The following is a 24,698-nucleotide window of genomic DNA, read 5'->3' on the forward strand; positions in this document are numbered from 1 at the left end:
CGCGCGGGAGCGATACGTTCATCTTTGCCGAGAGGTCAGTCATGTCCACCCTTACCGAACGTCCGCTTGCACACCTGTCCCCGACCATTCCGAAAACCATGCAGGCCGTGGTTTGCCACGGCCCCGAAGACTATCGCCTGGAAACCGTCGACGTGCCCGTGCCTGGCCCCGATGAGATCCTTACCAAGGTCGAGCTGTGCGGCATCTGCATGGGCGATATCAAGACCTATCGCGGCGCGCCCTCGTTCTGGGGCGATGCCGAGCAACCGCGCTATGTAAAACCGCCGATGATCCCCGGCCATGAATTCGTATGCCGCGTGGTCGCCCTGGGCCCCGGCGCGCAAAAGCGCGGCGTGAAGATTGGTGACCGGGTGATTTCCGAACAGATCGTGCCGTGCTGGGGTTGCCGCTTCTGCAACCACGGCCAGTACTGGATGTGCCAGAAGCACGACCTCTATGGTTTTCAGAACAACGTACAGGGCGCCATGGCCCAATACATGATCTTCACCAAGGAAGGCATCATCCACCAGGTGCCGGACGCCATCGCGCCGGAGGAAGCCATCCTGATCGAACCCCTGGCGTGTTCGCTGCATGCCGCCGAACGGGCCAATGTGGATTTCGATGACGTGGTGGTGGTCGCCGGGGCTGGCACCTTGGGCCTCGGGATCATCGGCGCGGTGCGCATGCGCAACCCGAAGAAACTGATCGTGCTGGACATGAAGCCCGAACGTAGCGCCCTCGCCCTGCGCATGGGCGCCGACGAGGTGTGGAACCCGGCCGAAGTCGACGTGCTGGGGAAGATTCGTGCGATCACCGACGGCTATGGCTGTGACATTTATATAGAAGCCACCGGCCACCACCAGGCGGTGAACCAGGGCCTGGCGATGTTGCGCAAACTGGGGCGGTTCGTCGAGTTCAGCGTATTCAATGACGAGGCCACGGTGGACTGGTCGATCATCGGCGACCGCAAGGAGCTGGACGTGCTCGGCTCGCACCTGGGGCCCTATATGTACCCACGCGCCATCGACTTTATTGGCAACCGCAAGATCGATATGCGCGACGTGGTCACACACAAGTTTGCCCTGGCAGACTTCAAGCAAGCATTTGCGGTGATGGAGCGGGGGGACAAGTCACTGAAGGTGGTGCTGGAACCATAGCCTCAACCTGGGCTGCTTCGCAGCCCTGCGCGGGTAGTGCGGCGATTCGACAAACCCGCTCACCACCACAGCCCGCGCTTCCAGAGGTGACCCAATTACCAGAAGCGCTGCTGGGTCAACCGGTTCCACCAGGTGAGCAGTACGCGGTCCACCGAACCACTGGCCGCCAGGCCGACGCGCTCCTGCAGGCTTTTGCGCTCGGCGTAATGCAGGTGGAACACCTCGGCCGTTTTGGCCTTGGTGGCCAGGTATTCGTCGCTGGTCTGCAGCTCGTCGACCAGTTGCTTGTCGAGGGCTGCAACACCCAGCCACACTTCCCCGGTCGCGACCTCGTCAATCGCCAACTGCGGGCGATAACGCGAGACGAAGTTCTTGAACAGTTGATGGGTGATGTCCAGGTCTTCCTGGAACTTCTCCCGGCCCTTCTCGGTGTTTTCGCCAAACACCGTGAGAGTGCGCTTGTATTCGCCGGCGGTGAGCACTTCAAAGTCGATGTCGTGCTTTTTCAGCAGGCGGTTGACGTTGGGCAGCTGCGCCACCACGCCAATGGAACCGAGTATGGCGAACGGCGCGCTGATGATCTTCTCGCCGATGCACGCCATCATGTAGCCGCCGCTGGCCGCGACCTTGTCGATGCACACGGTCAAGGGCACGCCCGCCTGGCGGATACGCGCCAATTGCGAAGAGGCCAGGCCGTAGCTGTGGACCATGCCGCCGCCGCTTTCCAGACGCAGTACCACTTCATCCTTTGGCGTGGCCAGGCTCAGCAAGGCGGTGATTTCATGGCGCAGGCTTTCGGTGGCCGAGGCCTTGATGTCACCGTCGAAATCCAGCACAAACACCCGTGGCTTGGCCTCGGGTTTCTTCTTGCTGGTCTTCTTTTCGGTTTTGCTTTCGCTCTTGCGCAGGGCCTTGAGCCGCTCCTTGTCGAGCACGCTCGATTCCAGGCGTTCACGCAGTTCCTTGTAGAAATCATTCAGCTTGCTGACCTGCAGTTGCCCGGCGGTCTTACGCCGCCCTTTGCTGCGCAACGCCGCGAAGCTGATCAATACCACCAGGATGGCAACCACCAAGGTGACGGTCCTGGCGAGAAAGCTGGCATATTCGGCCAAAAAATCCATGTGACTCCTTACAAGTACATTTACAAAAGCAGTGCGCCAGGCGCGGATAGCCCAAGCATACCGGCGGCACTGAATTCGGGCCAGTGATCAAACTGCTGGCAACTGAGGGCTCTAATGAGCTTTTAAAACAAGCGTATGTTTTTTCATTGACAGCTCCCTGGCATCCTCATAACCTCGCCAAACCTTCAGCGTACCGGGAAAACGGACGTGGGCAGCATCTATCTGATTCGACATGGCCAAGCCTCCTTCGGTGCAGACGACTATGACGTCCTGTCGCCCGTCGGCGTGGAACAAGCGCAAGTGCTCGGTCGCCACCTGGCCGACATGGGCCTGGTGTTCGACCGCTGCGTGGCCGGCGACCTGCGCCGCCAGCAGCACACCGCCACTGCCGCCTTCGATCAATACAGCGCCCTCGGCCTGCCGGTACCGTTGCTTGAAATCGACAGTGCCTTCAACGAATTCGACGCCGAAGCGATCATCCGCGCCCTGCTCCCCGACCTGCTCGGCACCGAGCCCGAAGCCCTGGACATCCTGCGCAACGCCGCGCAAAACCGCAGCGAATTCCAGCGTATTTTCGCCCTGATCATCGAACGCTGGCTGGCTGGCACTTACGATCCGCCTGGGCTGGAAAGCTGGCTGGGGTTTGTCGAGCGCGTGCAGAGTGGCCTGCAACGGCTTCTTGAGGCGGCGGACAACGCGCAGAAGATTGCGGTATTCACCTCCGGCGGCACTATCACCGCCCTGCTCCACCTGATTACCCGAATGCCCGCCGCCCAGGCTTTCGAACTGAACTGGCAAATTGTTAACACCTCGCTCAACCAGCTGAAATTCCGCGGGCGCGAGGTGGCACTGGCTTCCTTCAACAGCCATACCCACTTGCAACTGTTGAAGGCGCCGCAACTCATCACCTTCCGATGAAGTGCGGCCAACCGTGACCCCAAGGTCACTGGACTCTACCCTAAAGGATCGAAACCATGACTGACGTAGCCAAAGCTGTAGAAGCGATGAAAGCCAAATTCAACCCAGAAGCTGCTGCTGGCCTGGATCTGGTATTTGGTTTCCAGATCGACGAGAACCAGAACTTCTCGCTGATCGTCAAAGACAGCACCTGTGAACTGAAGGAAGGTGTAAACCCTGATGCCCAAGTGACCCTGGTCATGGACGCAGAAACCATGAAAGGCATCGTCAGCGGCGAAACCGACGGCATGCAGGCCTTCATGAGCGGCAAGCTGCGCGCCGACGGCGACATGATGCTGGCGATGAAGCTGAGCGACCTGTTCCCGGGCTGACAAGACCGCGGTCAAGAAATCCCGCCTCCCGGCGGGATTTCTCGTTGCGCCGACCTCCCGATCAACGGGTGCCGGCGTTATCCATCTGTTCAAAGGTGTCCATGTACGCCGGGTCATTGCCATCGTTCTCACGAATCACACGCCCTTCGTACTCGGCCATGATTTCACCGGTATTGACGTCCAGCCCGATCATGATCACCAGCTTGTGCTTGCCCACTTGCAAGTACATGTCGTAAAGGTCCTTGGGTTCGTCAGGAATCACAAAATAGCTGTAGGTGTAACGCACGCGGCCCGTCAACACGGGCCACTGTGATTCAAACGTGCGAGTGTCGAGGGATGAGTCGACATTGTTGATCCCGCGTAGCGCGGCCTCTACCAGTTTGTCATTGTCCTTGGCCGTGAAGACCACCGGATGAGTGCGAGTCATCGAGCGCATCGGGTTGGGCACAATGTCCGTTTCAAGACGGTACATGCCGCTGCTGAACCATTTCGTCGCGTCAAAGGTGTCGTCACCTTCCTCGCAGTTGCTGCAATGCATCATCAGGGGCCCCGCAGCGCTTTCCCGGGAATACAGGGCCGTGATGACCAGACTGGTGGTGATCAGCAATGCACCCAGCAGGCTCGCGTTGCTGAACCGTGCGATAACATTCGCCATTGTGCACATCCTTGTTTGGGGGGGAGCGAATTTACCCGATTCAAGCGTTTGGAGGAACACTCAATAACAACGCCACCAACGCGCTCCACCCCGTCTGGTGCGAAGCCCCCAACCCACGCCCGGTCTCGCCATGAAAATATTCATGGAACAACACCAGATCACGACTGGCCGGGTCCGCCTCCAACTGCGCATACCCCGCCATCGATGGTCGCAGGCCATCCTCATCCCTTAAAAACAATCCGGTCAGGCGCTGACTGAGGCTGTCGGCCACTTCCTCCAGAGAAGCCAGATAACCGCTGCCCGTCGGATACTCCACCGAGAAGTTATCCGCGTAATAACGATGAAACTCACGCAACGATTCGATCAGCATGTAATTCACCGGCATCCACAACGGCCCCCGCCAATTCGAGTTGCCGCCATAGAGCCGCGAATCGGATTCACCCGGCTGGTAACGCGCGCTCAATGTGTCGCCATTCATCTTCAACGCCAGAGGCTGCTCGGCAAAGGCCTTGGACAGGGAGCGCACGCCAAACGCCGAGAGAAACTCGTTTTCATCGAGCATGCGCCGCAGCAGGTCCTTGGTGCGCTCACCGCGCAGTAACGCCAGCAACAGGCGGTTGCCCTGCCCCGGCTCGTTCCAGCGCGAGACCAATTTGGCCAGGTCGGGCCGGTGATGCATGAAGCCCAGCAGGCGCTCACGCAGGCCCTCCAAGCTTTCATGCTCGCGCTGTTCCAGCACCAGCACGGCAAACAACGGCATCAGCCCGACAATGGAACGCAGGCGCACCGGTTCGTTCTGGCCGTCGGGGCGGTGCAGCACGTCGTAGAAGAACAGGTCCTGCTCGTCCCACAACCCTTCGGCGCTGTCGTCGACACGGTTGATGGCGCCGGCGATATACAGGAAATGCTCGAAAAACTTCACCGCAATGTCCACGTACACGCCGTTGCGCTTGGCCAACTCCAAGGCGATGCGCATCAGGTCCAGGGCATATGCGGCCACCCACGCCGTGCCGTCGGCCTGATCCAACTGATAACCCGGCGGCAACGCGGACGAGCGATCAAACAAGGCGATGTTGTCCAGCCCCAGGAAACCACCCTGGAACAGGTTGCGGCCCTCGGCGTCCTTGCGGTTGACCCACCAGGAAAAATTCAGCAGCAGCTTGTGAAAGATCCGCTCCAGAAAATCCATGTCGCCTACGCCGGTCAGCGCCTTGTCCTGCTGATACACACGCCAACTGGCCCAGGCATGCACCGGAGGGTTGGCATCGTCGAAACGCCATTCATAGGCCGGCAACTGGCCGTTGGGGTGCATGAAACGATCCTTCACCAACAGTAACAGTTGTTGCTTGGCGTAACCCGGATCGATCAGCGCCATCGCCACCGCCTGGAAACCCTGGTCCCATGAGGCGTACCACGGGTATTCCCAGGTGTCGGGCATGGAGAGGATGTCGAAGTTGGACAGGTGCCGCCAATGGGTGTTGCGAATGTGCAGGCGCTCGGGCGGCGGCGCGGGCTGGGCCGGGTCGCCGTCGAGCCATTGGTTGACGTCGAAATAATAGAGCTGCTTGGACCACAGCAAGCCGGCCAGAGCCTGACGCTGCACGTTGCGCGCGTCTTCATCGGCCATACCCTGTTGCAAGGCGGCGTAGAACGCGTCGGCCTCCTCGCGGCGCCGCTCGAACAGCTTGCGCGCGTTGACCGCGGGGGCGTGCAGGGGCGCAAAACGCAGGTAAAGGGTCTGGCTTTCAAGGCCCGCCAACTCAAGGATAAAGCGGGCAGCCACCTTGGTGCCGCTGTCGCGGCGAATCGCGGCTTCTTGCCCATGCACCACATAATCGTTGATGCCGTCCTTGAACGGTCCCGGCGCCGGGGTCCCGTCCAGCCGCGGGAGGTTGGTTTGGTTTTCGCAGAACAGCCACTCCAGCCCGTCCTGGCCCCAGGCACTGAGATATCGATCATTGAGCTCATGATGACGGGCCAGCACGCGGTCGCCGTCCAGCGTCAACGTCGGCTTTGGCGCATTGAACGTCCAGCTCCAGTCATTGCGGGCCCACACCTGGGGCAGCACCTGCAGGCGCGTGGGCTGGGTCGAACGGTTATGCACGGTGACGCGCATGAAAATATCGTCTGGCTGATGCTTGGCGTATTCGACACTGACATCGCAATAGCGGTTGTCTTCAAACACGCCGGTATCGAGGATTTCATACTCGGCATCGCTCAAGCCTCGCCGGGCGTTCTCGGTGATCAGGTCGTCGTAGGGAAAAGCCGCGTGGGGGTATTTGTAGAGCATGCGCATGTAGGCGTGGCTGGGTACGCCGTCGACGAAAAAATACAGTTCCTTGACGTCTTCGCCGTGGTTGCCCTCGGCGTTGTTCAGGCCGAACAGGCGCTCCTTGAGGATCGCGTCACGCTCGTTCCACAGCGCCAGGCCCAGGCACCAGCGTTGCGCTTTGTCACTGAAACCGGCCAGGCCGTCCTCGCCCCAACGGTAGGCGCGGCTGCGGGCGTGCTCATGGGGGAAGTAGGCCCAGGCGTCGCCATCGGCGCTGTAGTCTTCGCGCACCGTGCCCCATTGGCGCTCGCTTAAATACGGGCCCCACTCGCGCCAACGCCCGGCATCCTGCGATGCCAGGCGTTGGCCTTCAAGGGTCTCAAGCATCCGGGGGGCGGGCGTGACCGTCATTGGGTTCTCCGTCGACTACAACGTGAGAATCAGTGTAAAGCCCATCCACGCCCGTATGCACATGAAGACTTAGAAGATGGCGTAGGTGTAGTTGAAGATCAGGCGAGTTTGGTCCTGGTCTGCGGTACCAGTGTTCTTGCCGTGATAGGTCCCGGTCCGCAGGGTGGTGCCAAAGCCTTTCAGAGGGCCGGCCTGCACGACGTAGTCCAGACGGAAGTCGGCTTCGTTTTCTTTCTGGTCAGGACCACCGGCTACCTTGGACTTGATATCCGAACCGTCCAGGTAAGCAATGGAAGCTTTCAAGCCAGGCACATAAGCCTTGAAGTCATACGCGTACTGGCCAAAGTTGACCTGCTCGCCCGCGCGGGAGAACTGGCCAACCACCGCGTTGCTGAACAGGTAGAAGTCGCTGCCACCGGCACCTTGTGCGTTCGGGTCGGCCAGGCTGCCCTGGTTGACCCACACAAAGCCGCCGTCGTCACCCACGCCGATGTGGCCGAGCGTCAAGCTGCTGCCGCCCAGTTGGTAAGTGAAGGCGGCACTGTAGGTTTTGTTGTCGACTTCGTTGGCGTGCCGGGCGTAGCCACCGTTGTTGTTGAACTGGTAGCCGCTCTGGCCGTTCTTGCCGTCGCTGCTGCTGTCGAAGTAGCGCAGGTCGGTCTTGAACGACTGGTCATTGCCCAGCGGCAATACGTGGACCAGGCCGAAGTAGTTCTGTTTGTAGAAGTCTTGCAGTTGGGCGTAGTAGTACTGCAGTGTCAGGTTTTTCGCGATGGCGTTGTCGGAAGAACCAAACGGTTTGTAGTCCACACCACCGAACTTGAAGCTGTCGCTGTCACGCGTACCACCCGCCACGCTCAAGCCGGTGGCGTTGCTGGAGGCACGGCCTTCGGCGCGGTTCAGCTCGCCGCCGGTGAAGGTGACGTTGGGAATATCGTTGGAGGTAAGGATGCCGCCGTCAAAGGTTTGCGGCGCAACGCGGCTGTCGTTGGTCATCAGGATCGGCAGGACCGGCGCCAAGCCACCGCCGACGTGCAACTCGGTCTGGGAAATACGGAACTTCACATTGCCCGCGGCACGCCCGAAGGAATCAGCAGGCTCGGTGCCGTTGTTCTTGGTCGGGAAGAAGCTGTTGCCGTTACCCGACAGGCCCGGGCCCGCAGCATGGCCATCGCCACCGTCCAGGCGCAAGGCGCCGAAGGCCATGACGTCAAACCCCAGGCCGACGGTGCCCTGGGTGAAACCGGACTTGTAGTCCAGACGCAGCGCTGTCGCCGCTTCGCGCAGGTCGTTGTTGGTCCCCGAACGGTTATCCGCGCTGTAGTACATGCTTCGCGAACTGACAGACGCATGGCTGTCTTCGAGAAAGCCGCTGTGACCGTTGCCCGTGCCCAGCGCACCCAGCCCGAAGTCATCAGCGCATGCGTGGTGTGCAAGCACAGCGGCGGTGATGGATAACGCCAGTGTAGAAATTTTCATTAACTGCGGCCCCTGAATGTTTCTTTATCGTGGTTGGCGTGCAAACTAATTGTCGACTTTGCAAGCGTGGCGATTCTTTCATGCCGCCCAGCGCGCACCTCGTGAAGGTTTTTTTAGAAAAGCGCGGTGAAAATGAAATTTTCTTGCGCAGATTTTTTGTCATATTCACGTCATCTCATTCTTTTGCAGAATGAAGTCCAGAGGATTCTTCGTTTGCGCCCCCCTCTCCACCCCAACAAAATCCAGGCACAGGCTCGCCCCTCTCCACTGTGATCAGGAATTTTTCTATGCACACCCGCGCACATGTCAGCCCCGATGAGATCCGCAAGGGCTTTTCCAAGGCCATGTCCGATATGTACCGAGATGAAGTTCCCCTGTATGGCGCATTGATGGAGCTGGTGGCCGAGACCAATGCCCGTGTGCTCGCCACCGAACCGGACCTGGCGCAGCAACTGCAACGCACTGGCGAAACCCAGCGCCTGGGCATGGAACGCCACGGCGCCATCCGCCTGGGAACGGCTGCGGAACTGGCCACCATCCGCCGCCTGTTCGCGGTGATGGGCATGCAGCCGGTGGGCTACTACGACCTCACTCCTGCGGGCGTGCCAGTGCACTCCACGGCGTTTCGCGCGGTGCATGAACACGCACTGCAAACCAGCCCGTTTCGCGTGTTCACCTCGTTGCTGCGCCTGGAATTGATCGAGAACCCCGAGCTGCGCGCCTTCGCCGAAACCGCCCTGGCCAAGCGCTCGATCTTCACCCCGCGCGCCCTGGCGCTGATCGAACAAGCGGAGAAAGACGGCGGCCTCGACGCTGACGATGCCGACGCGTTTATCCGCCAGGCCCTGGAAACCTTTCGCTGGCACCACACCGCCACCGTCACCGCCGCGCAGTACCGCCAGCTCAGCGAACAACACCGCCTGATCGCCGATGTGGTGGCCTTCAAGGGCCCGCATATCAACCATCTCACCCCACGCACCCTGGACATCGACCAGGTGCAGGCCGCCATGCCCGGCAAAGGCATCACTCCCAAAGCCGTCATCGAAGGCCCGCCGCGCCGCCGTTGCCCGATCCTGCTGCGCCAGACCAGCTTCAAGGCGCTCGACGAAGCCATCGCTTTCACCGACGCCCAAGGCAGCCACAGCGCGCGCTTCGGCGAAATCGAACAACGCGGCGTCGCGCTCACGCCCAAGGGCCGTGCGTTGTACGACCAACTGTTGAACGCCGCCCGCGATGAACTGGGCGCGGCCCCCAACGAAGCGAATGCCGCACGTTACATGCAACTGATGGAACAGCACTTCCAGGCCTTCCCCGATAGCTACGCGCGGATGCGTGAACAAGGCCTGGCCTACTTCCGCTACTTCGCCACCGACAAAGGCCTGGCGGCGCGCGGCCACGCCGACCAACCGCGCACGTTGGAGGCGCTGATCGACGCCGGCCATATCGATGTGGAGCCGTTGGTGTATGAGGATTTTCTGCCGGTGAGCGCGGCGGGGATTTTTCAGTCGAACCTGGGTGACACGGCCCAGAGCCACTACGCGGCCCATTCGAACCAGGGCGAATTCGAGAAAGCGCTGGGACGCCAGACGCTGGATGAGTTGAAGCTGTATGGCCAAACGCAGCAGCGCTCCATCGATGAAAGCACCCAGGCGCTGCTGACCTGAAATCAGGCGCCCGCCCGGCTCACCAGCGCAGTCCTTGCGCTGCAACAGTCCCCGGAGCCGGGTGGGCGGTGGGCATCATAAGGAACGGTTCCCAACGGTGTCCCTCAGGCAAATCCGAATAAACAGTGCGCCGGCTTCAAGCCCCCAATCGACCGGCGATTTCGTCTTTGACCAACAGGCGTTTTTTCTTCAACACCTCCACCTCCTTATCGTCGGCCTTGCGTGACTCGGCCTCCAGTACCTGTTTATCAGCCATATCATATTGAGCGAGCAGCGAATCAAGCCGGTCATCATTCGCCCTGCGTTTATGAACGTCGTCCTTGCTCAACCCCAAGTCCTGATACAGGTCGTGTTTCACTGGCATGGCGTACCTCCGCAAGTTGTTCAATGGCTTACGCCCTTGAAGCTAGACCATTGCACGGGGTCTTGTCATGTTTGCGCTCAATACATCCCCGTTCGTCGCGGCGCGGTCGATGGGATCAAACCTTTGCCGCGCCCTGCCCTCCACACTAGATCGCCACCCGAGGGAGACCGGTTTCATGACTCATGCCGCCACTGCTGTCGACACGCAATGCATCAACACCCTGCGCACCCTGGCCATGGATGCCGTGCAGAAGGCCAATTCCGGCCATCCGGGCACGCCCATGGGCTTGGCGCCGGTGGGGTACACGCTGTGGAGCCGGTTCCTGCGCTATCACCCGGACCACCCCGACTGGCCTGGCCGGGACCGTTTCGTGTTGTCGGTAGGGCATGCGTCGATGCTGCTGTATTCGCTGCTGCACCTGGCCGGTGTGGTGGAGATCGATGCCCATGGCAAACGCAGCGGGCAGCCGGCGATCAGCCTGGACGATATCAAGCAGTTCCGCCAGGCCGACTCGAAAACCCCCGGGCATCCGGAATACCGCATGACCACCGGCGTGGAGACCACCACCGGCCCGCTCGGCCAGGGCTGCGCCAACAGTGTCGGCATGGCCATGGCCGAGCGTTGGCTGGCCACACGCTTCAACCGCGACGGCCAGGTGCTGTTCGACTACAACGTCTACACCCTGTGCGGCGACGGCGACATGATGGAAGGCATCAGCAGCGAAGCGGCGTCCATGGCCGGGCACCTGAAGCTGGATAACCTGTGCTGGATCTACGACAACAACACCATCAGCATCGAAGGCCACACCGAACTGGCCTTCAGCGAAGACGTGATCAAGCGGTTCCAGGCGTATGGCTGGCACACCTTGCACGTCACCGATGCCAACGACCTGCACGCCTTGAGTACCGCGCTGGAGACCTTCCAGCGCAATACCGGCGCGCCGACCCTGATCGTGGTCGACAGCGTGATCGGCTACGGCTCGCCGCACAAACACAACACCGCCGCCGCCCATGGCGAGCCGTTGGGCGACGAGGAAATTCGCCTGACCAAGGCCGCGTATGGCTGGCCCGAAGACTCCAGCTTCCTGGTGCCCGACGAGGTGCGCACGGTCTTGCGCGAGGCGCTGCTGGAACGCAGCCAGCCGCTGTATGACCAATGGAACCAACAGCTTTCGCAACTTGAACAAGACGCCCCCGAACGGGCCGATGAACTTCAGCGCATGCGCGCCGGCGAAATGCCGCAGCACTGGCAGGACGATTTGCCACGGTTCGACACGGATGCCAAAGGTGTCGCCAGCCGTGCCGCCGGCGGCGCCGTGCTGAATGCCTTCGCCGCGCACATCCCCTGGCTGCTGGGGGGCTCGGCGGACTTGTCGCCGTCGACCAAAACCAACCTGACCTTCGACGGCGCCGGGCGTTTCAGCGCGGACGACTACAGCGGCCGCAACCTGCACTTCGGCATCCGCGAACATGCCATGGGCGCGATTGCCAATGGCATGGCGCTGTCTTACCTGCGGCCGTACACCTCGACCTTCCTGGTGTTCAGCGACTATATGAAACCGCCGATCCGCCTGGCGGCGATCATGGAATTGCCGGTGGTGTTCGTGTTCACCCACGACTCGATCGGCGTGGGTGAGGACGGCCCGACGCACCAGCCTATCGAGCACCTGACCCAACTGCGCGCCACACCGGGGTTACTGACCCTGCGCCCAGGCGATGCCAATGAAACGCGCGAGCTGTGGAAGGTGGCATTGGCCCAGACCCGCCGACCCAGTTGCGTGGTGCTGTCGCGCCAGCCGCTGCCGACGCTGGACCGCACGAAGTACGCCGCCGCCTCCGGGGCTGCCAAAGGTGCTTACGTGTTGGCGAGGGCCGATGAGCCGCAGGTCCTGCTGCTCGGCACCGGCAGTGAGGTCAGCCTGGTGGTGGCGGCCTACGAACAGCTCCAAAGTGAAGGGATTGCCGCGCAGGTCGTGTCGATGCCCAGCTGGGAGTTGTTTGAAGAGCAGGATCAGGCCTACCGCGACAGCGTACTGCCACCGACGGTGAAGGCGCGGGTGGTGGTGGAACAGGCCGGCCCCCTGGGCTGGGACCGGTACGTCGGGCAGACCGGGGCCAAGGTGGTGATGAACAGCTTTGGCGCGTCGGCGCCCTTGGCGAAGTTGCAGGAGAAGTTCGGGTTCACAGTGGAGAATGTGGTGAAGCTGGCCAAGCAACAAATTCAGCTGGCTGAACGCGGAGCACGATAGGGGCAGTGTAGTGAGAAGCCCGCTCGCCACAAAAAATTCGGTCGACTGAAATGGCTAGGCAAGGCTCAAGACTTCAGGATGAAATTTCAGCCCTTTATACGTAGCGCTATCACGCGGTAAAACGGGCCCTCTGTGGCGAGCGGGCTTGTCCCGCGTTGGGGTGCGAAGCGCCCCCTGATGAAGACGAGTGCGGTGTATCAGGCACGCCTCAGCGCCTGGTTCTGGGGCTGCTGCGCAGCCCAACGCGGGCGGTGCGACAAGCCCGCTCGCCACAAAAAATTCGGTCGACTGAAATGGCCATGTAAGGCTCAAGAATTCAGAGTGAAATTTCAGCCCTTTAAAATCAGTCTCTTCGACGTAGCGCTGTCGCGCAGCAAACGCGACCTTTGTGGCAAGCCTGCTCTAAACCTGAGTGTTTTTCAGATCAGTTCTCGGGCCAGGAACGGTGCAGTGCGGCTTTTCTTGCTTTTGGCCACTTTCTGCGGGATGCCACTGGCGACTACCTGGCCGCCCAGGTCCCCTGCCCCCGGCCCGATGTCGATCACCCAGTCACTCTGGGCGACCACGCGCATTTCATGTTCGACCACCACCACGGTATGCCCCGCGTCCACCAACTGGTTCAGTTGGCGGAGCAGGCGATCCACATCCCGTGGGTGCAAGCCTGTCGTGGGCTCATCCAGCACATACAAGGTTGCGCCTCGCGCATTGCGTTGCAGCTCGGTGGCCAGTTTGATGCGCTGCGCCTCGCCGCCGGACAGTTCCGTGGCCGGTTGGCCCAGGCGCAGGTAACCCAGGCCGATATCGCGCAGTACGTGCAGTGAGCGCAGCACCCCTGGCTGGTCGGCAAACACGTCAACCGCTTGTTCCACCGTCAGCCCCAGCACCTCGGCGATGCTCAAGCCTTGCCATTTGATCGCCAGGGTCTCGGGGTTGTAGCGCGCGCCATGGCACGTCGGGCACGGTGCGTACACGCTGGGCATGAACAACAGCTCGACGCTGACAAAACCTTCCCCCTCACAGTCAGGGCAACGGCCCTTGGCGACGTTGAAGGAGAACCGCCCGGCATCGTAATGGCGTTTGCGCGCGGCCGGGGTGGCGGCGAACAGTTTGCGCACGTTGTCGAACAGCCCGGTGTACGTCGCCAGGTTGGAGCGTGGGGTGCGGCCGATGGGCTTCTGGTCCACCTGCACCAGGCGGCGAATCTGCTCCAGGCCCGCGCTGATGCGCCCGCTGCTGGTTTGCGGCGCGTCGTCTTCCAGGTTCGGCTCCTCGTCGTTTTCCAGCAGACGTCCGAGGCCGCTGCCCACCAGTTCCAGCAACGCCTGGCTGACCAGGCTGGACTTGCCCGAGCCCGAGATCCCCGTCACCGCCGTGAAGCAACCCAACGGGAAGGCCACGCTCAGGTCCTTGAGGTTGTTGCGGGTCACGCCTTCCAGCGCCAACCAGGCACGCGGCTCGCGGCGAGCCTGGGCCGCCGGGCGGGACGGCGCGAACAGATATTCACGCGTCTGCGAGGCCGGTACGTGCGCCAGCCCCGCCGGCGGCCCGCTGTACAGCACTTGCCCACCATGCTCGCCGGCGGCCGGGCCCACGTCGATCAGCCAGTCGGCGCGGCGCATGGTTTCCAGGTCATGTTCCACCACGAACAGCGAGTTGCCGGCGGCTTTCAACCGCTCGAGCGCGGTGAACAACGCTTCGCCGTCCGCCGGGTGCAAACCCGCCGAAGGCTCGTCCAGCACGTAGATCACTCCGAACAGCTGTGAGCCCAATTGCGTGGCCAGGCGCAAGCGCTGCAACTCACCGGACGACAAGGTCGGCGTGCTGCGCTCCAGGGACAAATAGCCCAGGCCCAATTCGATCAGAGTGCTGACACGCTCAAGCAGATCCTCGGCGATACGCTGGGCGGCCAGGCGTTTCTCCACCGACAATTTCATCCTGTCCTGTCCCGCCGCCACCGGCCGCAATAGCTCGGCCAGTTGCGCCAACGACAGCTGCGACAGCTCGCCGATATCCACCCCGGCAAACTTCACCGACAGCGCCGCCCTGGTCAGGCGTTTGCCTTCACACAACGGGCAGGTGCTGCCCTGCATGAACTGCGAGACGCGCTTCTTCATCAGCGCGCTCTGCGTGTGGGCGAAGGTGTGCAGGATATAGCGCCGCGCGCCGCTGAACGTGCCCTGGTAACTCGGCTCCAGCTTGCGTTTCAACGCCTCGCGGGTCTGCTCCGGCGTGAAGCCGGCGTATACCGGTACGGTGGGGGTTTCTTCAGTGAACAGGATCCAGTCGCGCTGTTTTTTCGGCAAGTCGCGCCATGGAATGTCGACGTCATAGCCCAGGGTCACGAGGATGTCGCGCAGGTTCTGGCCCTGCCACGCCAACGGCCAGGACGCGACGGCGCGCTGGCGGATGGTCAATGCCGGGTCAGGCACCATCAACGCTTCGGTCACCTCATACACACGCCCCAGGCCATGGCATTGCGGGCACGCCCCCTGGGGCAGGTTCGGCGAAAAATCCTCGGCATACAGCATCGCCTGCCCCGCCGGGTAGCTGCCGGCGCGGGAGTAAAGCATGCGGATCAGGCTGGACAAAGTGGTCACGCTGCCGACCGAAGAACGCGCACTCGGTGTTCCGCGCTGCTGTTGCAGGGCCACGGCGGGCGGCAGGCCTTCGATGCTGTCCACATCCGGCACGCCAACCTGGTCAATCAGACGCCGCGCATAGGGCGCCACCGATTCGAAATAACGGCGCTGGGCCTCGGCATATACCGTGGAAAACGCCAGGGACGATTTGCCCGAGCCGGACACACCGGTAAACACCACCAGGGCATCCCGGGGAATATCGACATCGACGTTGCGCAGGTTGTGTTCGCGGGCGCCACGCACCCGCACGAAGCCAGGGCGTTGGGCCGTGATGGAGGGGATGTTGCGCTGTGAGGTCATGGTCAACCTTGTCTTGCGGTGAGGACGCTGCGCACCCGTTGCGTGAGGGCTTCGGGGCTGTAGGGTTTGCTCAGCAGGTGAATGTCGGGCCCCAGCAGGTGGTTGCTGGAAAGGATGTCGCGGGTGTGGCCGGAGGTAAACAGCACCGGCACGGCAGGTACTTGTACCCGGGCCCAGTCGGCCAGGTCGGTGCTTTTGATCCGACCCGGCATCACCACGTCGGTGAAAATCAGTTCGGGTCGCAGGCCGCTTTGCAACTTGAGCATGGCTTGCTCACCATCGTCGGCCGTGATCACCGTGTAGCCCAATTGCTCGAGCACTTCCACCACGGTCAGGCGCACGCCTTCATTGTCTTCAACCACCAGGATCGTTTCCTGGCCGCCCATGGATACGGGAGCCTCGGCCAACGCTTCCGGGCATTCTTCGCCCAGGCTGCGCGGAAAATACAACTGCACCAGGGTGCCCTTGCCTTCTTCACTGCTGACCTCGACATGGCCACCGCTTTGCCGGACAAAACCGAACACCATGCTCAAGCCCAGGCCGGTGCCATGGCCGTCGCGCTTGGTGGTGAAGAACGGCTCAAACACTTTCGCCTGGACCGTCGGTGACATGCCTGTCCCGGTGTCGCGCACCGCCAGGCGCACGTACTCACCGGGGCTGATGCTTTTGCCGATGCAATCGTTGGGGTTAAGGATGATGTTATCGCCCGTGATACGAATCACGCCCTCGCCGTTCATGGCATCCCGGGCGTTGATCGCCAGGTTGAGCAAGGCGTTTTCCAACTGGTTGCGGTCCACATGGATACGCCAGGGATCGCGCGGCAATTGCACATCGATTTGGATGGTTTCACCCAGGGCGCGCTGCAGCAGTTCGCCCAGGCCTTCATAGATGCGCAGAGGGTTGTACACCGCCGGCGACAACGGTTGACGCCGGGCAAAGGCCAGCAGTTGCGCCGACAGCTTGGCACCGCGGTCCACCGCGGCAATCGCGGCACTGACGCGGCGCTGCACTTGGGGGTTGTCCGGTTCGTGGCGGGCCAAGAGGTGCAAATTGCCGGAGATCACTTGCAGCAGGTTATTGAAGTCGTGGGCCACGCCGCCGGTGAGGCCGCCGATGGCCTCGAGTTTTTGCGATTGGCGCAACTGCTCTTCGGCGGCGGAACGTGCCTGCACTTCGGCGGCCACGCGCTGCTCCAGGTTGTGGGTGAGTTCCTGGCGTACCCGTTCGGAGTTCACCAACTCGGTGGTTTCCACCACGATCGCCAGCACTCCGGCCGGTTGCTGGTTGTCCCCGGCGACGGGGCTGTAGTACAGGTCGAGCCACACCGTTTCCGGGTTGCCGTTGCGCAGCAACACCAGGTCCTTGTTGTTGAACGACAAGGTGCCGCCGGCCAGGCAGGTGTCCACCACCTGGCGGTTGAAATCGGCCACTTCCGGCCACCCCAGTTCCACCGGGGTACCGAGCAGGTACGGGTGCCGCCCCCGGCAAACGCCGAGTAGCTGTCGTTGTAGATCATGTACCCGGCTCGTCCCCAGAGCATCACCATCGGTACGGGTGAGGCCAGCATCATTTGCACGGTACAAGCCAGGCTGGTGGACCATTGATCGATAGGCCCCAGGTCGGTGGTTGACCAGTCGAATGCACGAATGCGCCGGGCCATTTCGCCGGCCCAGCCTTCACAGCCGTGGGAGTTGGATAAAAATTGCATCGTTCGGCTCTGTGCAGAGAAAGGACGGTCGCAATTTGGAGCGCGCCAGGTGCGGATGGTTTCATCTTGTATAACCCAGGGGCGAATCACTTGGGAAGCCACCGGCCTCAACGAAAATCCCGGCTGCGCACATGAATGCCGTCCAACAGCGCCGTCAGGTCGGTGAGGCGCCCGGCGATCAGGTGCCTGACTTCGCCGACCGCCTCCCAGCGCCCGTCCACTTTGAGCAGGCGCGATCCCACCAACACCTGGCGCTGGCGCTCGGCCAAGTCACGCCAGACCACCACATTGAGATTGCCGAATTCGTCCTCCAGGGTCACGAAGGTCACCCCGCTGGCGGTGCCCGGCCGCTGCCGACCGGTGACCAGGCCCGCGACGCTGACAGTGCGCCCATGCTCCACCGCCATCAGTTCGCGGGAACTGCGACAGCGTCGCTGGCGCAGTTCATCGCGCAGCAATGCCAGCGGATGCGGGCCGAGGGTGGTGCCAAGCGTGGCGTAGTCGGCGCACAGGTCCTCGCCGACGGTAGGCGCAGGCAGCGCCACCCCGGCCTCATCGGGACCGGGCAGGCCGGCAAACAGCCCCAGTTGTGTGTGCACGCCCGCCACGTCCCAGCGGGCCTGGTGACGGTTGCCGGCCAGGGCGTGCAAGGCACCGGCATCCGCCAGCAACGCCTGGGCGCGGGCATCCAGGCCGGTGCGCCGGTCCAGGTCGGCAAGGTCGGTGAATGCCTGGCGCTGGCGCGCGGCCTCGATGCGCCGTGCATCCTCTTCACGAAACCCCGAGACCATGCGCAAGCCCAGGCGAATCGCCGGTTGCTGGCCGTCGATGGGTTCCAGGCTGCAATCCCAGTCACTGGCCTGCACATCCACCGGGCGAACCTGCAGCTGATGGCGCCGCGCATCCTGCAGAATCTGGTCCGGGCTGTAGAACCCCATCGGCCAGCTGTTGATCAGCGCACAGGCGAACGCCGCCGGCTCATGGCATTTGAGCCAGCAACTGGCGTAGGTGAGCAAGGCGAAACTGGCCGCGTGGGATTCAGGGAAGCCATAACTGCCGAAGCCCTTGATCTGCTCGAAAATCTGCGCGGCGAACGCCTCGGTGTAGCCGTTCTTGAGCATGCCGGCGCGCAGGCGCTGCTGATGCGGCTCGAGGCCGCCGTGGCGTTTCCAGGCCGCCATGGAACGGCGTAACTGGTCGGCCTCGCCGGGGCTGTAATCGGCGGCAACCATGGCGATCTGCATCACCTGCTCCTGGAACAACGGGATGCCCAAGGTGCGTTTCAACACCGTTTCCAATTCCGGCGAGGGATAGGTGGTGGGTTCTTCTTTATTACGCCGGCGCAGATACGGATGCACCATGCCACCCTGGATCGGGCCGGGACGCACGATGGCGACCTCGATCACCAGGTCATAGAATTTTTCCGGGCGCAGCCTGGGCAACATCGCCATCTGCGCCCGCGACTCGATCTGGAACACCCCGATGGTGTCGGCCTTGCTGATCATCGCGTAGGTGGCCGGGTCTTCCTTGGGCACCGTGGCCAGGGTCAGGTCGCGGTTGCGATGGCGGCGCAGCAGGTCGAAGCAACGGCGGATCGCACTGAGCATGCCCAAGGCGAGGATGTCCACCTTGAGCAGGCCGACCGCGTCCAGGTCGTCCTTGTCCCACTGGATAATGGTGCGCTCGGCCATGGCTGCATTTTCCACCGGCACCAAGGTATCCAGCGGGTATTCGGAAATCACAAACCCGCCCGGATGCTGGGACAGGTGACGGGGAAAGCCGATCAACTGTCGGGTCAGCATCAGCACGCGGCGCAGGACCGGGCTGTGCGGGTCGAAGCCGCCTTCGCGCAGGCGCTCCAGCGGCGGCGCGTCGTCACTCCAGCGCCCGCAGCAGTCGGCCAATGCATTGATCTGGTCGGGCGGCAAACCCAGGGCCTTGGCCACATCACGCACCGCGCCGGCCGCATGGTAAGTGCTGACCACCGCCGTCAGCGCCGCGCGCGTGCGGCCGTAGCGCTGGAACACGTACTGCAGCACTTCTTCGCGGCGCTCGTGTTCGAAGTCCACGTCGATATCCGGTGGCTCGTTGCGCTCCTTGGACAGGAAGCGCTCGAACAGCATGTTCATCAGGCTCGGGTCGATCTCGGTGATGCCCAAGGCAAAACACACCGCCGAGTTGGCCGCCGAGCCGCGCCCCTGACACAGGATCGAGCGGCTGCGGGCAAAGCGCACGATGTCGTGCACCGTGAGGAAATAGCTCTCGTAGCCCAGTTCGCCGATCAGCTCCAGCTCGTCATGGATCTGCTGCAACGTCCTGGCATCGACGCCCTGGGGCCAACGCCGGGCGATGCCCTCCTCGGTAACGCTGCGCAGCCAGGAGGTGGCGTCATGCCCCTCGGGCACCAGCTCCCGTGGGTAGTGGTAGCGCAACTGGCCAAGGTCGAAGGTGCAACGGCGGGCGATGGCCAGGGTTTCGGCGAGCAGGCCTTGGGGGTACAACGCGCCCAGGGCATCGAGGCTGCGTAAATGCCGCTCGCCATTGGGGTGCAGGCGCGTGCCGGCCTCGGCCACCGGTACATGATGGCGGATGGCGGTCATGGTGTCTTGCAGGGCGCGGCGGCCGCGCGCGTGCATGTGCACATCGCCACAGGCCACCGCTGGAATCTGCAGGCTGGCCGCCAGGCTCAGGCGTTGCGCCAGGTGGTGCGCATCGTCCTGGCCGCAATGCAGGTGCACCGCCAGCCACAGGCGTTCGGCGAAGGTACGGCGCAGCCATTGGATCGAGGCCTGGGTGTCGGTGTCGTGCGCCACCCACAGCGCCAGCAGGCCGGGCAGCGGTTGATCGAAGTCTTCCTGCAGCAGGCGATAACGGCCTTTTTCGGCACGCCGCCGGGCCACGGTGATCAAGCGGCACAGGTGCTGGTAGCCGCTGAGGTTTTCCACCAGCAGCACCAGTTTCGGGCCGTTCTCGATGCGCACTTCGCTGCCGATGATCAGCGGCAACTCCACCGCTTTCGCCGCCTGCCAGGCACGCACGATGCCCGACAAGGTGCATTCATCGGTGATCGCCAAGGCGCTGTAGCCCTGGCGCTTGGCGCGCTCGAACAGCTCCAGCGCACTGGAGGCCCCCCGCTGGAAGCTGAAGTTGGACAGGCAGTGCAGCTCGGCGTAGCTCATGCAAACCAGCCTTGCAGCCACAGCCCATCGCTTTGCCCCACAGTCCGGAAAGCCCAGCCTTGCTGGCCGGCGCGGGTCTGGATGAGGTAATAGTCGCGGCGGATATCGGCGCCATCCCACCAGCCGGACTCAATGCGCTCCGGGCCCATGAGGATGTGCACGCCCTGCTCGGCCAGCAGCGTGGGCTCGTCGAGCAACCAGCCGGGGCGTCGCAGCGTGCTCAAACTCGGACAGGCACGACTATCTGTGGCTGCCTGCCAGGCACATTCGGGACGGTGATCGGCATGAAAACGCAGGCCCTGCACCGCGTCATCCCCCAGCCGGGCGCGCAGGCGCTCGCGCAGTTGCTCCCATGGCAGGCTCTGTTGCGGGCGGTCGTCGAACAGGTCCTGGCGCTGCGGTACAAACACCGGCAGGTCCCGGGCCACCAGGCGAAAGCCGCGCACCGGGGAGGTGACTTGCACCTGCTCCAGGCGCCCGCGAGCCAGTTCGAACAACATCGCCGGTTCACGCTCGGCGCTCAGCAGGCCCACCTTGATCACGCTGTCCGGCGCCTGGGCGTGTTCCAGGTGCAGGTCGAAACGCTGCACGCCACTGTCGCGGCCACACAGGAAGGCCGACAGGTCGCCAGTCAGGCGGCGCAGGGGAAACAGCAGGGCCTGGTGGGATTGCACGTCGAAATTCAATTCGATGCGTACATCGAACTGCTCCGGCGGCTGGTAAAACCCCAGCGCCAGCGGCCGCTGCCCGCTCAACGCATCGAGGTGCCTGAGCAAACCGGCTTCGAAACGCCGCGCCAGGGTATGCCGGGGCAAGGCCTGCACCTGGGCCAGGGTGCGCAAGCCCATGCGCGATAATGCCGTAGCGGCGTGTGGCTCCAGGCCCGCGCGGTCGATGGGCAGCGGCGCGAGGGCCTGCCTCAAGGCGTCATCATCGGCCACGGCCAAGCCATCGTAGAGGTTGGCCAGCACCCGCGCCGCCGCCGGGTTGGGGGCGGCAACGATACGGTGACGAAAGCCCAGCTCGGTCAATTCCTTGCGCAAGCGCGCTTCGAACTGTGGCCAGGGCCCGAACAGCCCCAGGCTCGATTCGATTTCAAACAACAAGGTACGCGGGTAATGCACGCTGACCTGGGAGCTGAAGCGATAGGCCCAGGCCGCCAGGAATTGTTGCCAACGTTCAATCTCGACGGGGTCGTATTCGGCGCTGGCAAAGCGCTTGGCCAGGGCATGCGCCGCCGTCAGGGATTGACCGGGGCGCAGGCCGAGGGCGCGGGCGGCATCGTTGACGGTTTGCAACACGCGCCGCTGCGGCGTGCCGGCCAGCAGTGCAAGGGGTTGGCCCGGATCGGGATGCAGACGCTGCACCCCATCCAGCGCCAATTGCGGGAAGACGATACACACCCAGCGCATGCCAACCTCAGTGCCCGGCCAGGGCAATCGGCACCGGGTGCGCCAGGCCGCCCCGGCACTTGAGCACCCGCACCCGCGCAGGGTTTGCCTCGACGGCCAGGCGCAAGGCCGCGGGGGATGGGTTGACAGCCTCACTCAGGCAGCGCCAGGCAAACGCCAGGGTCTGGCCGGTTTCGGCGGCCACCTGCAAGCGACGCAACGCACGATCATCGGCCTTGTGCGGCCAGCACAGCACAGCGCCGCAACTGCCTGAACGCAGGCATTGCTCCACAGCCCATAGCGCGTCGCGCGCCTCGGCCTGGATCACCGAGAGCTGGCGCAAATCCACCCCGGCGTTCTGCCAGGCATGGGGGTATGGCGTATAAGGCGGCGCCACCAGCACAATGCGCTCCCCCGCCGTGGATAAGCGTGCCAGGGTCGGCAGCACCAGTTGCAGCTCGCCGACACCGGCCGTGGCCATCAGGATCTCACTCAGGGCCGACTCCGGCCAACCGCCGCTGGGCAGCACCGCATCCAGCGCCGCCAGGCCGGTGGGCTGCACGCTGGCCGGCGGCGCGGCGGGCCGCCCCTTCCAGACGCGGCCGCCGTTGAGCAGCGCATCCAGGGCAACGACGGCGCCCATCAGCCTTGCCTCACCAGGCCGCAGAACACCCCTTCGATGGCCAGGTCCTGGTCGGGCCTCACCACAATCGGTTGATACGCGGGGTTGCGCGGCAACAGGCGCACCGTGTCGCCGCTGCGCTCAAAGCGCTTGATGGTGACTTCGCCATCCAGGCGCGCCACCACGATCTGGCCGTTCAGGGCTTCGGCACTGCGGCGGATACCCACCAGGTCGCCGTCGAGAATGCCGTCTTCGATCATTGAATCGCCCTGCACCCGCAACAGGTAGTCAGGGGTTTTAGCGAAGGTCGCGGGGTCCAGTTGCAGGCGGCTGTGCACTTCGGCATCCGCGCCGATGGGCAGGCCTGCGGCAACACGCCCGAGTACCGGTACCTCCAGCCATTGCGGACGCGGTGGCTGGTTGAGCAGGCGAATGCCGCGCGCCTGGTGGGGGTTGACCTCGATAAACCCGGCTTCGGTCAGCGCCAACACATGCTTGCGCGCCACGCTGCGCGAGGCAAAGCCGAACGCCTCGGCGATCTCGGCGAGGCTGGGGGGCTGGCCTTGTTGCGCGATGCGGTCGCGGATAAAGGTCAGGATGGCGGTACGGCGGGGAGTCAGAGTCGTCATGGAGCACATTTGTACTCCTGCGGGAAATTTCTGACAATAGCCGCCAGTCGGCGACGTCCCGCGATCAGGGTTTTGCCGCCGCCGAAAGGTGGGCGCCCGCGTGCACCTGCCCTGCCCGTCCTTTGGGCTGCCCACGCACATACAGGGCCTCCACCAGTTTCTGCCGTTCATCCTGGGGTAACGTGCCGGCGAACTGCGCCAGTGTCGTGTCCACCAGCGCCCGAAGCGCCGCATCGGCTTGACGCGCCTTGGCCAATTCGCTGACCAGCTCCTGTGGATTCAGGGTCGGGGCTTCCAGTTGGCGGATCACCCCCATGCGCGCCTCCCGACCGGCCATGATCAGTGGCTGGCTGTCGGCGCGGTTCTGCCGCAGCAGTTGGCGCAGTTGCCTGCGGCGCTCGGGCGGCAGTTTGACCATGGCCTGGCGCAAGCCGTGCTGGTTGACCTGCGCTTGGACCGGTTGCGCGCTGGCCATCCAGTGATAAAGGCCACCGCCCACCGCACCGAGCAAAAACACGTTGAGCAACACCGAGACAAACAACCAGGGCTTGAGGTTTTTGCGGCTCATTGTTCGGTGTCCTCGGCGTTGACGCTGAACACGACTTCCGCATCGCCCTGGTCGAAGACACTGGGCAACACGTCGGAGGGCAGCAGTAGCAGCGGCACACTCATGGACGCCACCAGCAGGCCAGTGACGATGCCCGCAATGCCCACGCCCACCAGGCCGGCGGGCGACAGCCAGCGAGCCTGGCGGGACCAGAAAGAACCCCGCCCGGGGGCCGACTGGCGAATCCGGCGGGCCAGCCCCGGATCGCTGAAGGCCAGGTGGCTGTCCAGTCGGGCATCGAGCCAACCGGCCTCGGCCAGGGCCTCGCGGGCCAGGCCGTTACCGCCGTCCAGTAGTGCCTGGGCCGGGCCCCGTTCCTGGGCGGGCCAGCGCCGCAGATCGGCGCCGTAGGCATCGGCCAGATAGGCAAAGCGTTCGGGTGTCATGATATTCCCCTTCCTGGGCGGGCAAGCCCGGGTGTGTCGGCAAGTTGGCGGCGCAACTGACGGCGGGCCCGCGACAGCAGGCTCTCCAGCGCCTCGACGCTGATATTCATCAGGGCCGCGGCGTCGATGTTCGACAGCTCCTGGTAATACTGCAGCACAATGGCTTCGCGCTGACGCTCGGGCAATGCCGCCAACGCGGCGGCCATGCGAGCGCTGCGTTCAGCCGTTTCGAGCTGTTCATCGGCGCACGGGGCACTGTCCGCCAACTCAAGCACGTCCTGCTCGTGCAACGGGCGCTCCTTGCGCCGACGCAAGCGGTCGTGGCACAGGTTAAGCGCCACCCGGTGCAGCCAGGTGTCGAACCGCGCCTCGCCGCTGCGCCAGTTGGCCGCGTGGCGCCAGATCCGCAGGAAACTTTCCTGGGCCACGTCCTTAGCCTCGTCGGCATCCCCCAGCAAGCGACTGGCGAGCGCCAGCAAACGCGGAAGCTTGCGCGTTACCATTTCGTTGACGGCCGCAGCTTCGTTGTTGCCGATACGCACCAGCAACTCAACGTCCGGATCAGTGTCTTTCAATC

The 24,698-nt window shown here is 63.3% G+C and carries 18 protein-coding genes and 1 pseudogene; 5 read left to right on the plus strand and 14 right to left on the minus strand.

Translation table 11 applies throughout. The features are described from left to right. The first annotated feature begins 41 nt into the window (after nt 1–41). Nucleotides 42–1,157 carry an MDR/zinc-dependent alcohol dehydrogenase-like family protein gene (locus tag AB4O05_RS20300; RefSeq protein WP_460135695.1) on the plus strand — a complete coding sequence of 372 codons (1,116 nt, stop codon included), beginning with the start codon at nt 42–44 and terminating at the stop codon, nt 1,155–1,157. Nucleotides 1,158–1,252: 95 nt separating this feature from the next. Here the strand turns inward: AB4O05_RS20300 and sohB are convergent, their stop codons facing one another. Continuing rightward, nucleotides 1,253–2,278 (minus strand): protease SohB, encoded by a 1,026-nt coding sequence (gene sohB, locus AB4O05_RS20305; RefSeq protein WP_460135694.1) that lies wholly within the window; start codon nt 2,276–2,278, stop codon nt 1,253–1,255. Between the two features lie 207 nt (nt 2,279–2,485). Between sohB and AB4O05_RS20310 the strand changes: the two genes are divergently transcribed. Next, nucleotides 2,486–3,196, plus strand: coding sequence for a histidine phosphatase family protein (locus AB4O05_RS20310; protein ID WP_460135693.1), 711 nt, complete (start codon nt 2,486–2,488; stop codon nt 3,194–3,196). A gap of 56 nt (nt 3,197–3,252) precedes the next feature. Further along, complete coding sequence (locus AB4O05_RS20315; protein ID WP_460135691.1) at nt 3,253–3,567, plus strand: SCP2 sterol-binding domain-containing protein; 315 nt, start codon at nt 3,253–3,255, stop codon at nt 3,565–3,567. Nucleotides 3,568–3,628: 61 nt separating this feature from the next. Here AB4O05_RS20315 and AB4O05_RS20320 read toward each other — a convergent pair whose 3' ends face one another. The 3 genes from AB4O05_RS20320 to AB4O05_RS20330 form a co-directional block, all read right to left on the minus strand. Then, entirely contained in the window at nt 3,629–4,222 is a 594-nt protein-coding gene (locus tag AB4O05_RS20320; protein ID WP_460135689.1) for a hypothetical protein, read from the minus strand. Nucleotides 4,223–4,262: 40 nt separating this feature from the next. Further along, nucleotides 4,263–6,905: an MGH1-like glycoside hydrolase domain-containing protein gene (locus AB4O05_RS20325; protein ID WP_460135688.1), complete on the minus strand. Its 2,643-nt coding sequence runs from the start codon at nt 6,903–6,905 to the stop codon at nt 4,263–4,265. 69 nt (nt 6,906–6,974) lie between these two features. Continuing rightward, entirely contained in the window at nt 6,975–8,384 is a 1,410-nt protein-coding gene (locus tag AB4O05_RS20330) for an OprD family outer membrane porin (RefSeq protein ID WP_460135687.1), read from the minus strand. Nucleotides 8,385–8,671: 287 nt separating this feature from the next. Between AB4O05_RS20330 and hglS the strand changes: the two genes are divergently transcribed. After that, nucleotides 8,672–10,048, plus strand: coding sequence for a 2-oxoadipate dioxygenase/decarboxylase HglS (hglS, locus tag AB4O05_RS20335; RefSeq protein WP_460135686.1), 1,377 nt, complete (start codon nt 8,672–8,674; stop codon nt 10,046–10,048). Nucleotides 10,049–10,184: 136 nt separating this feature from the next. Here hglS and AB4O05_RS20340 read toward each other — a convergent pair whose 3' ends face one another. After that, the gene (locus AB4O05_RS20340) at nt 10,185–10,412 is read right to left on the minus strand and encodes a DUF465 domain-containing protein (RefSeq protein WP_460135685.1); all 228 of its coding nucleotides are present in this window, start codon (nt 10,410–10,412) and stop codon (nt 10,185–10,187) included. A gap of 175 nt (nt 10,413–10,587) precedes the next feature. On the opposite strand from AB4O05_RS20340, the gene tkt reads away from it, so the two are divergent. Further along, nucleotides 10,588–12,660, plus strand: coding sequence for a transketolase (gene tkt, locus AB4O05_RS20345; protein ID WP_460135684.1), 2,073 nt, complete (start codon nt 10,588–10,590; stop codon nt 12,658–12,660). A 419-nt stretch (nt 12,661–13,079) separates the two neighbouring features. On the opposite strand, the gene uvrA is transcribed toward tkt, so the two are convergent. The 9 genes and pseudogenes from uvrA to AB4O05_RS20390 form a co-directional block, all read right to left on the minus strand. After that, complete coding sequence (gene uvrA / locus AB4O05_RS20350; RefSeq protein WP_460135683.1) at nt 13,080–15,599, minus strand: excinuclease ABC subunit UvrA; 2,520 nt, start codon at nt 15,597–15,599, stop codon at nt 13,080–13,082. 2 nt (nt 15,600–15,601) lie between these two features. Beyond that, nucleotides 15,602–17,307 (minus strand): annotated as a pseudogene (locus tag AB4O05_RS20355) (ATP-binding protein). A 107-nt stretch (nt 17,308–17,414) separates the two neighbouring features. Next, complete coding sequence (locus AB4O05_RS20360) at nt 17,415–20,507, minus strand: error-prone DNA polymerase (protein WP_460135682.1); 3,093 nt, start codon at nt 20,505–20,507, stop codon at nt 17,415–17,417. Next, nucleotides 20,483–21,898: a Y-family DNA polymerase gene (locus tag AB4O05_RS20365; RefSeq protein WP_460135681.1), complete on the minus strand. Its 1,416-nt coding sequence runs from the start codon at nt 21,896–21,898 to the stop codon at nt 20,483–20,485. The genes AB4O05_RS20360 and AB4O05_RS20365 overlap by 25 nt, the downstream gene beginning before the upstream one ends. A gap of 7 nt (nt 21,899–21,905) precedes the next feature. Continuing rightward, complete coding sequence (gene imuA / locus AB4O05_RS20370; RefSeq protein ID WP_460135680.1) at nt 21,906–22,520, minus strand: translesion DNA synthesis-associated protein ImuA; 615 nt, start codon at nt 22,518–22,520, stop codon at nt 21,906–21,908. After that, complete coding sequence (gene lexA, locus AB4O05_RS20375) at nt 22,520–23,137, minus strand: transcriptional repressor LexA (protein ID WP_460135679.1); 618 nt, start codon at nt 23,135–23,137, stop codon at nt 22,520–22,522. Before lexA ends, imuA begins: the two co-directional genes overlap by 1 nt. 55 nt (nt 23,138–23,192) lie before the next feature. Next, nucleotides 23,193–23,696, minus strand: coding sequence for a periplasmic heavy metal sensor (locus AB4O05_RS20380; RefSeq protein WP_460135678.1), 504 nt, complete (start codon nt 23,694–23,696; stop codon nt 23,193–23,195). After that, entirely contained in the window at nt 23,693–24,121 is a 429-nt protein-coding gene (locus AB4O05_RS20385) for a hypothetical protein (RefSeq protein ID WP_460135677.1), read from the minus strand. The genes AB4O05_RS20380 and AB4O05_RS20385 overlap by 4 nt, the downstream gene beginning before the upstream one ends. Further along, nucleotides 24,118–24,696, minus strand: a complete 579-nt coding sequence (locus AB4O05_RS20390) for an RNA polymerase sigma factor (protein ID WP_460135676.1) — start codon at nt 24,694–24,696, stop codon at nt 24,118–24,120. The genes AB4O05_RS20385 and AB4O05_RS20390 overlap by 4 nt, the downstream gene beginning before the upstream one ends. Nucleotides 24,697–24,698: the final 2 nt, after the last annotated feature.

This window comes from Pseudomonas sp. S1_G07, from assembly GCF_054668565.1.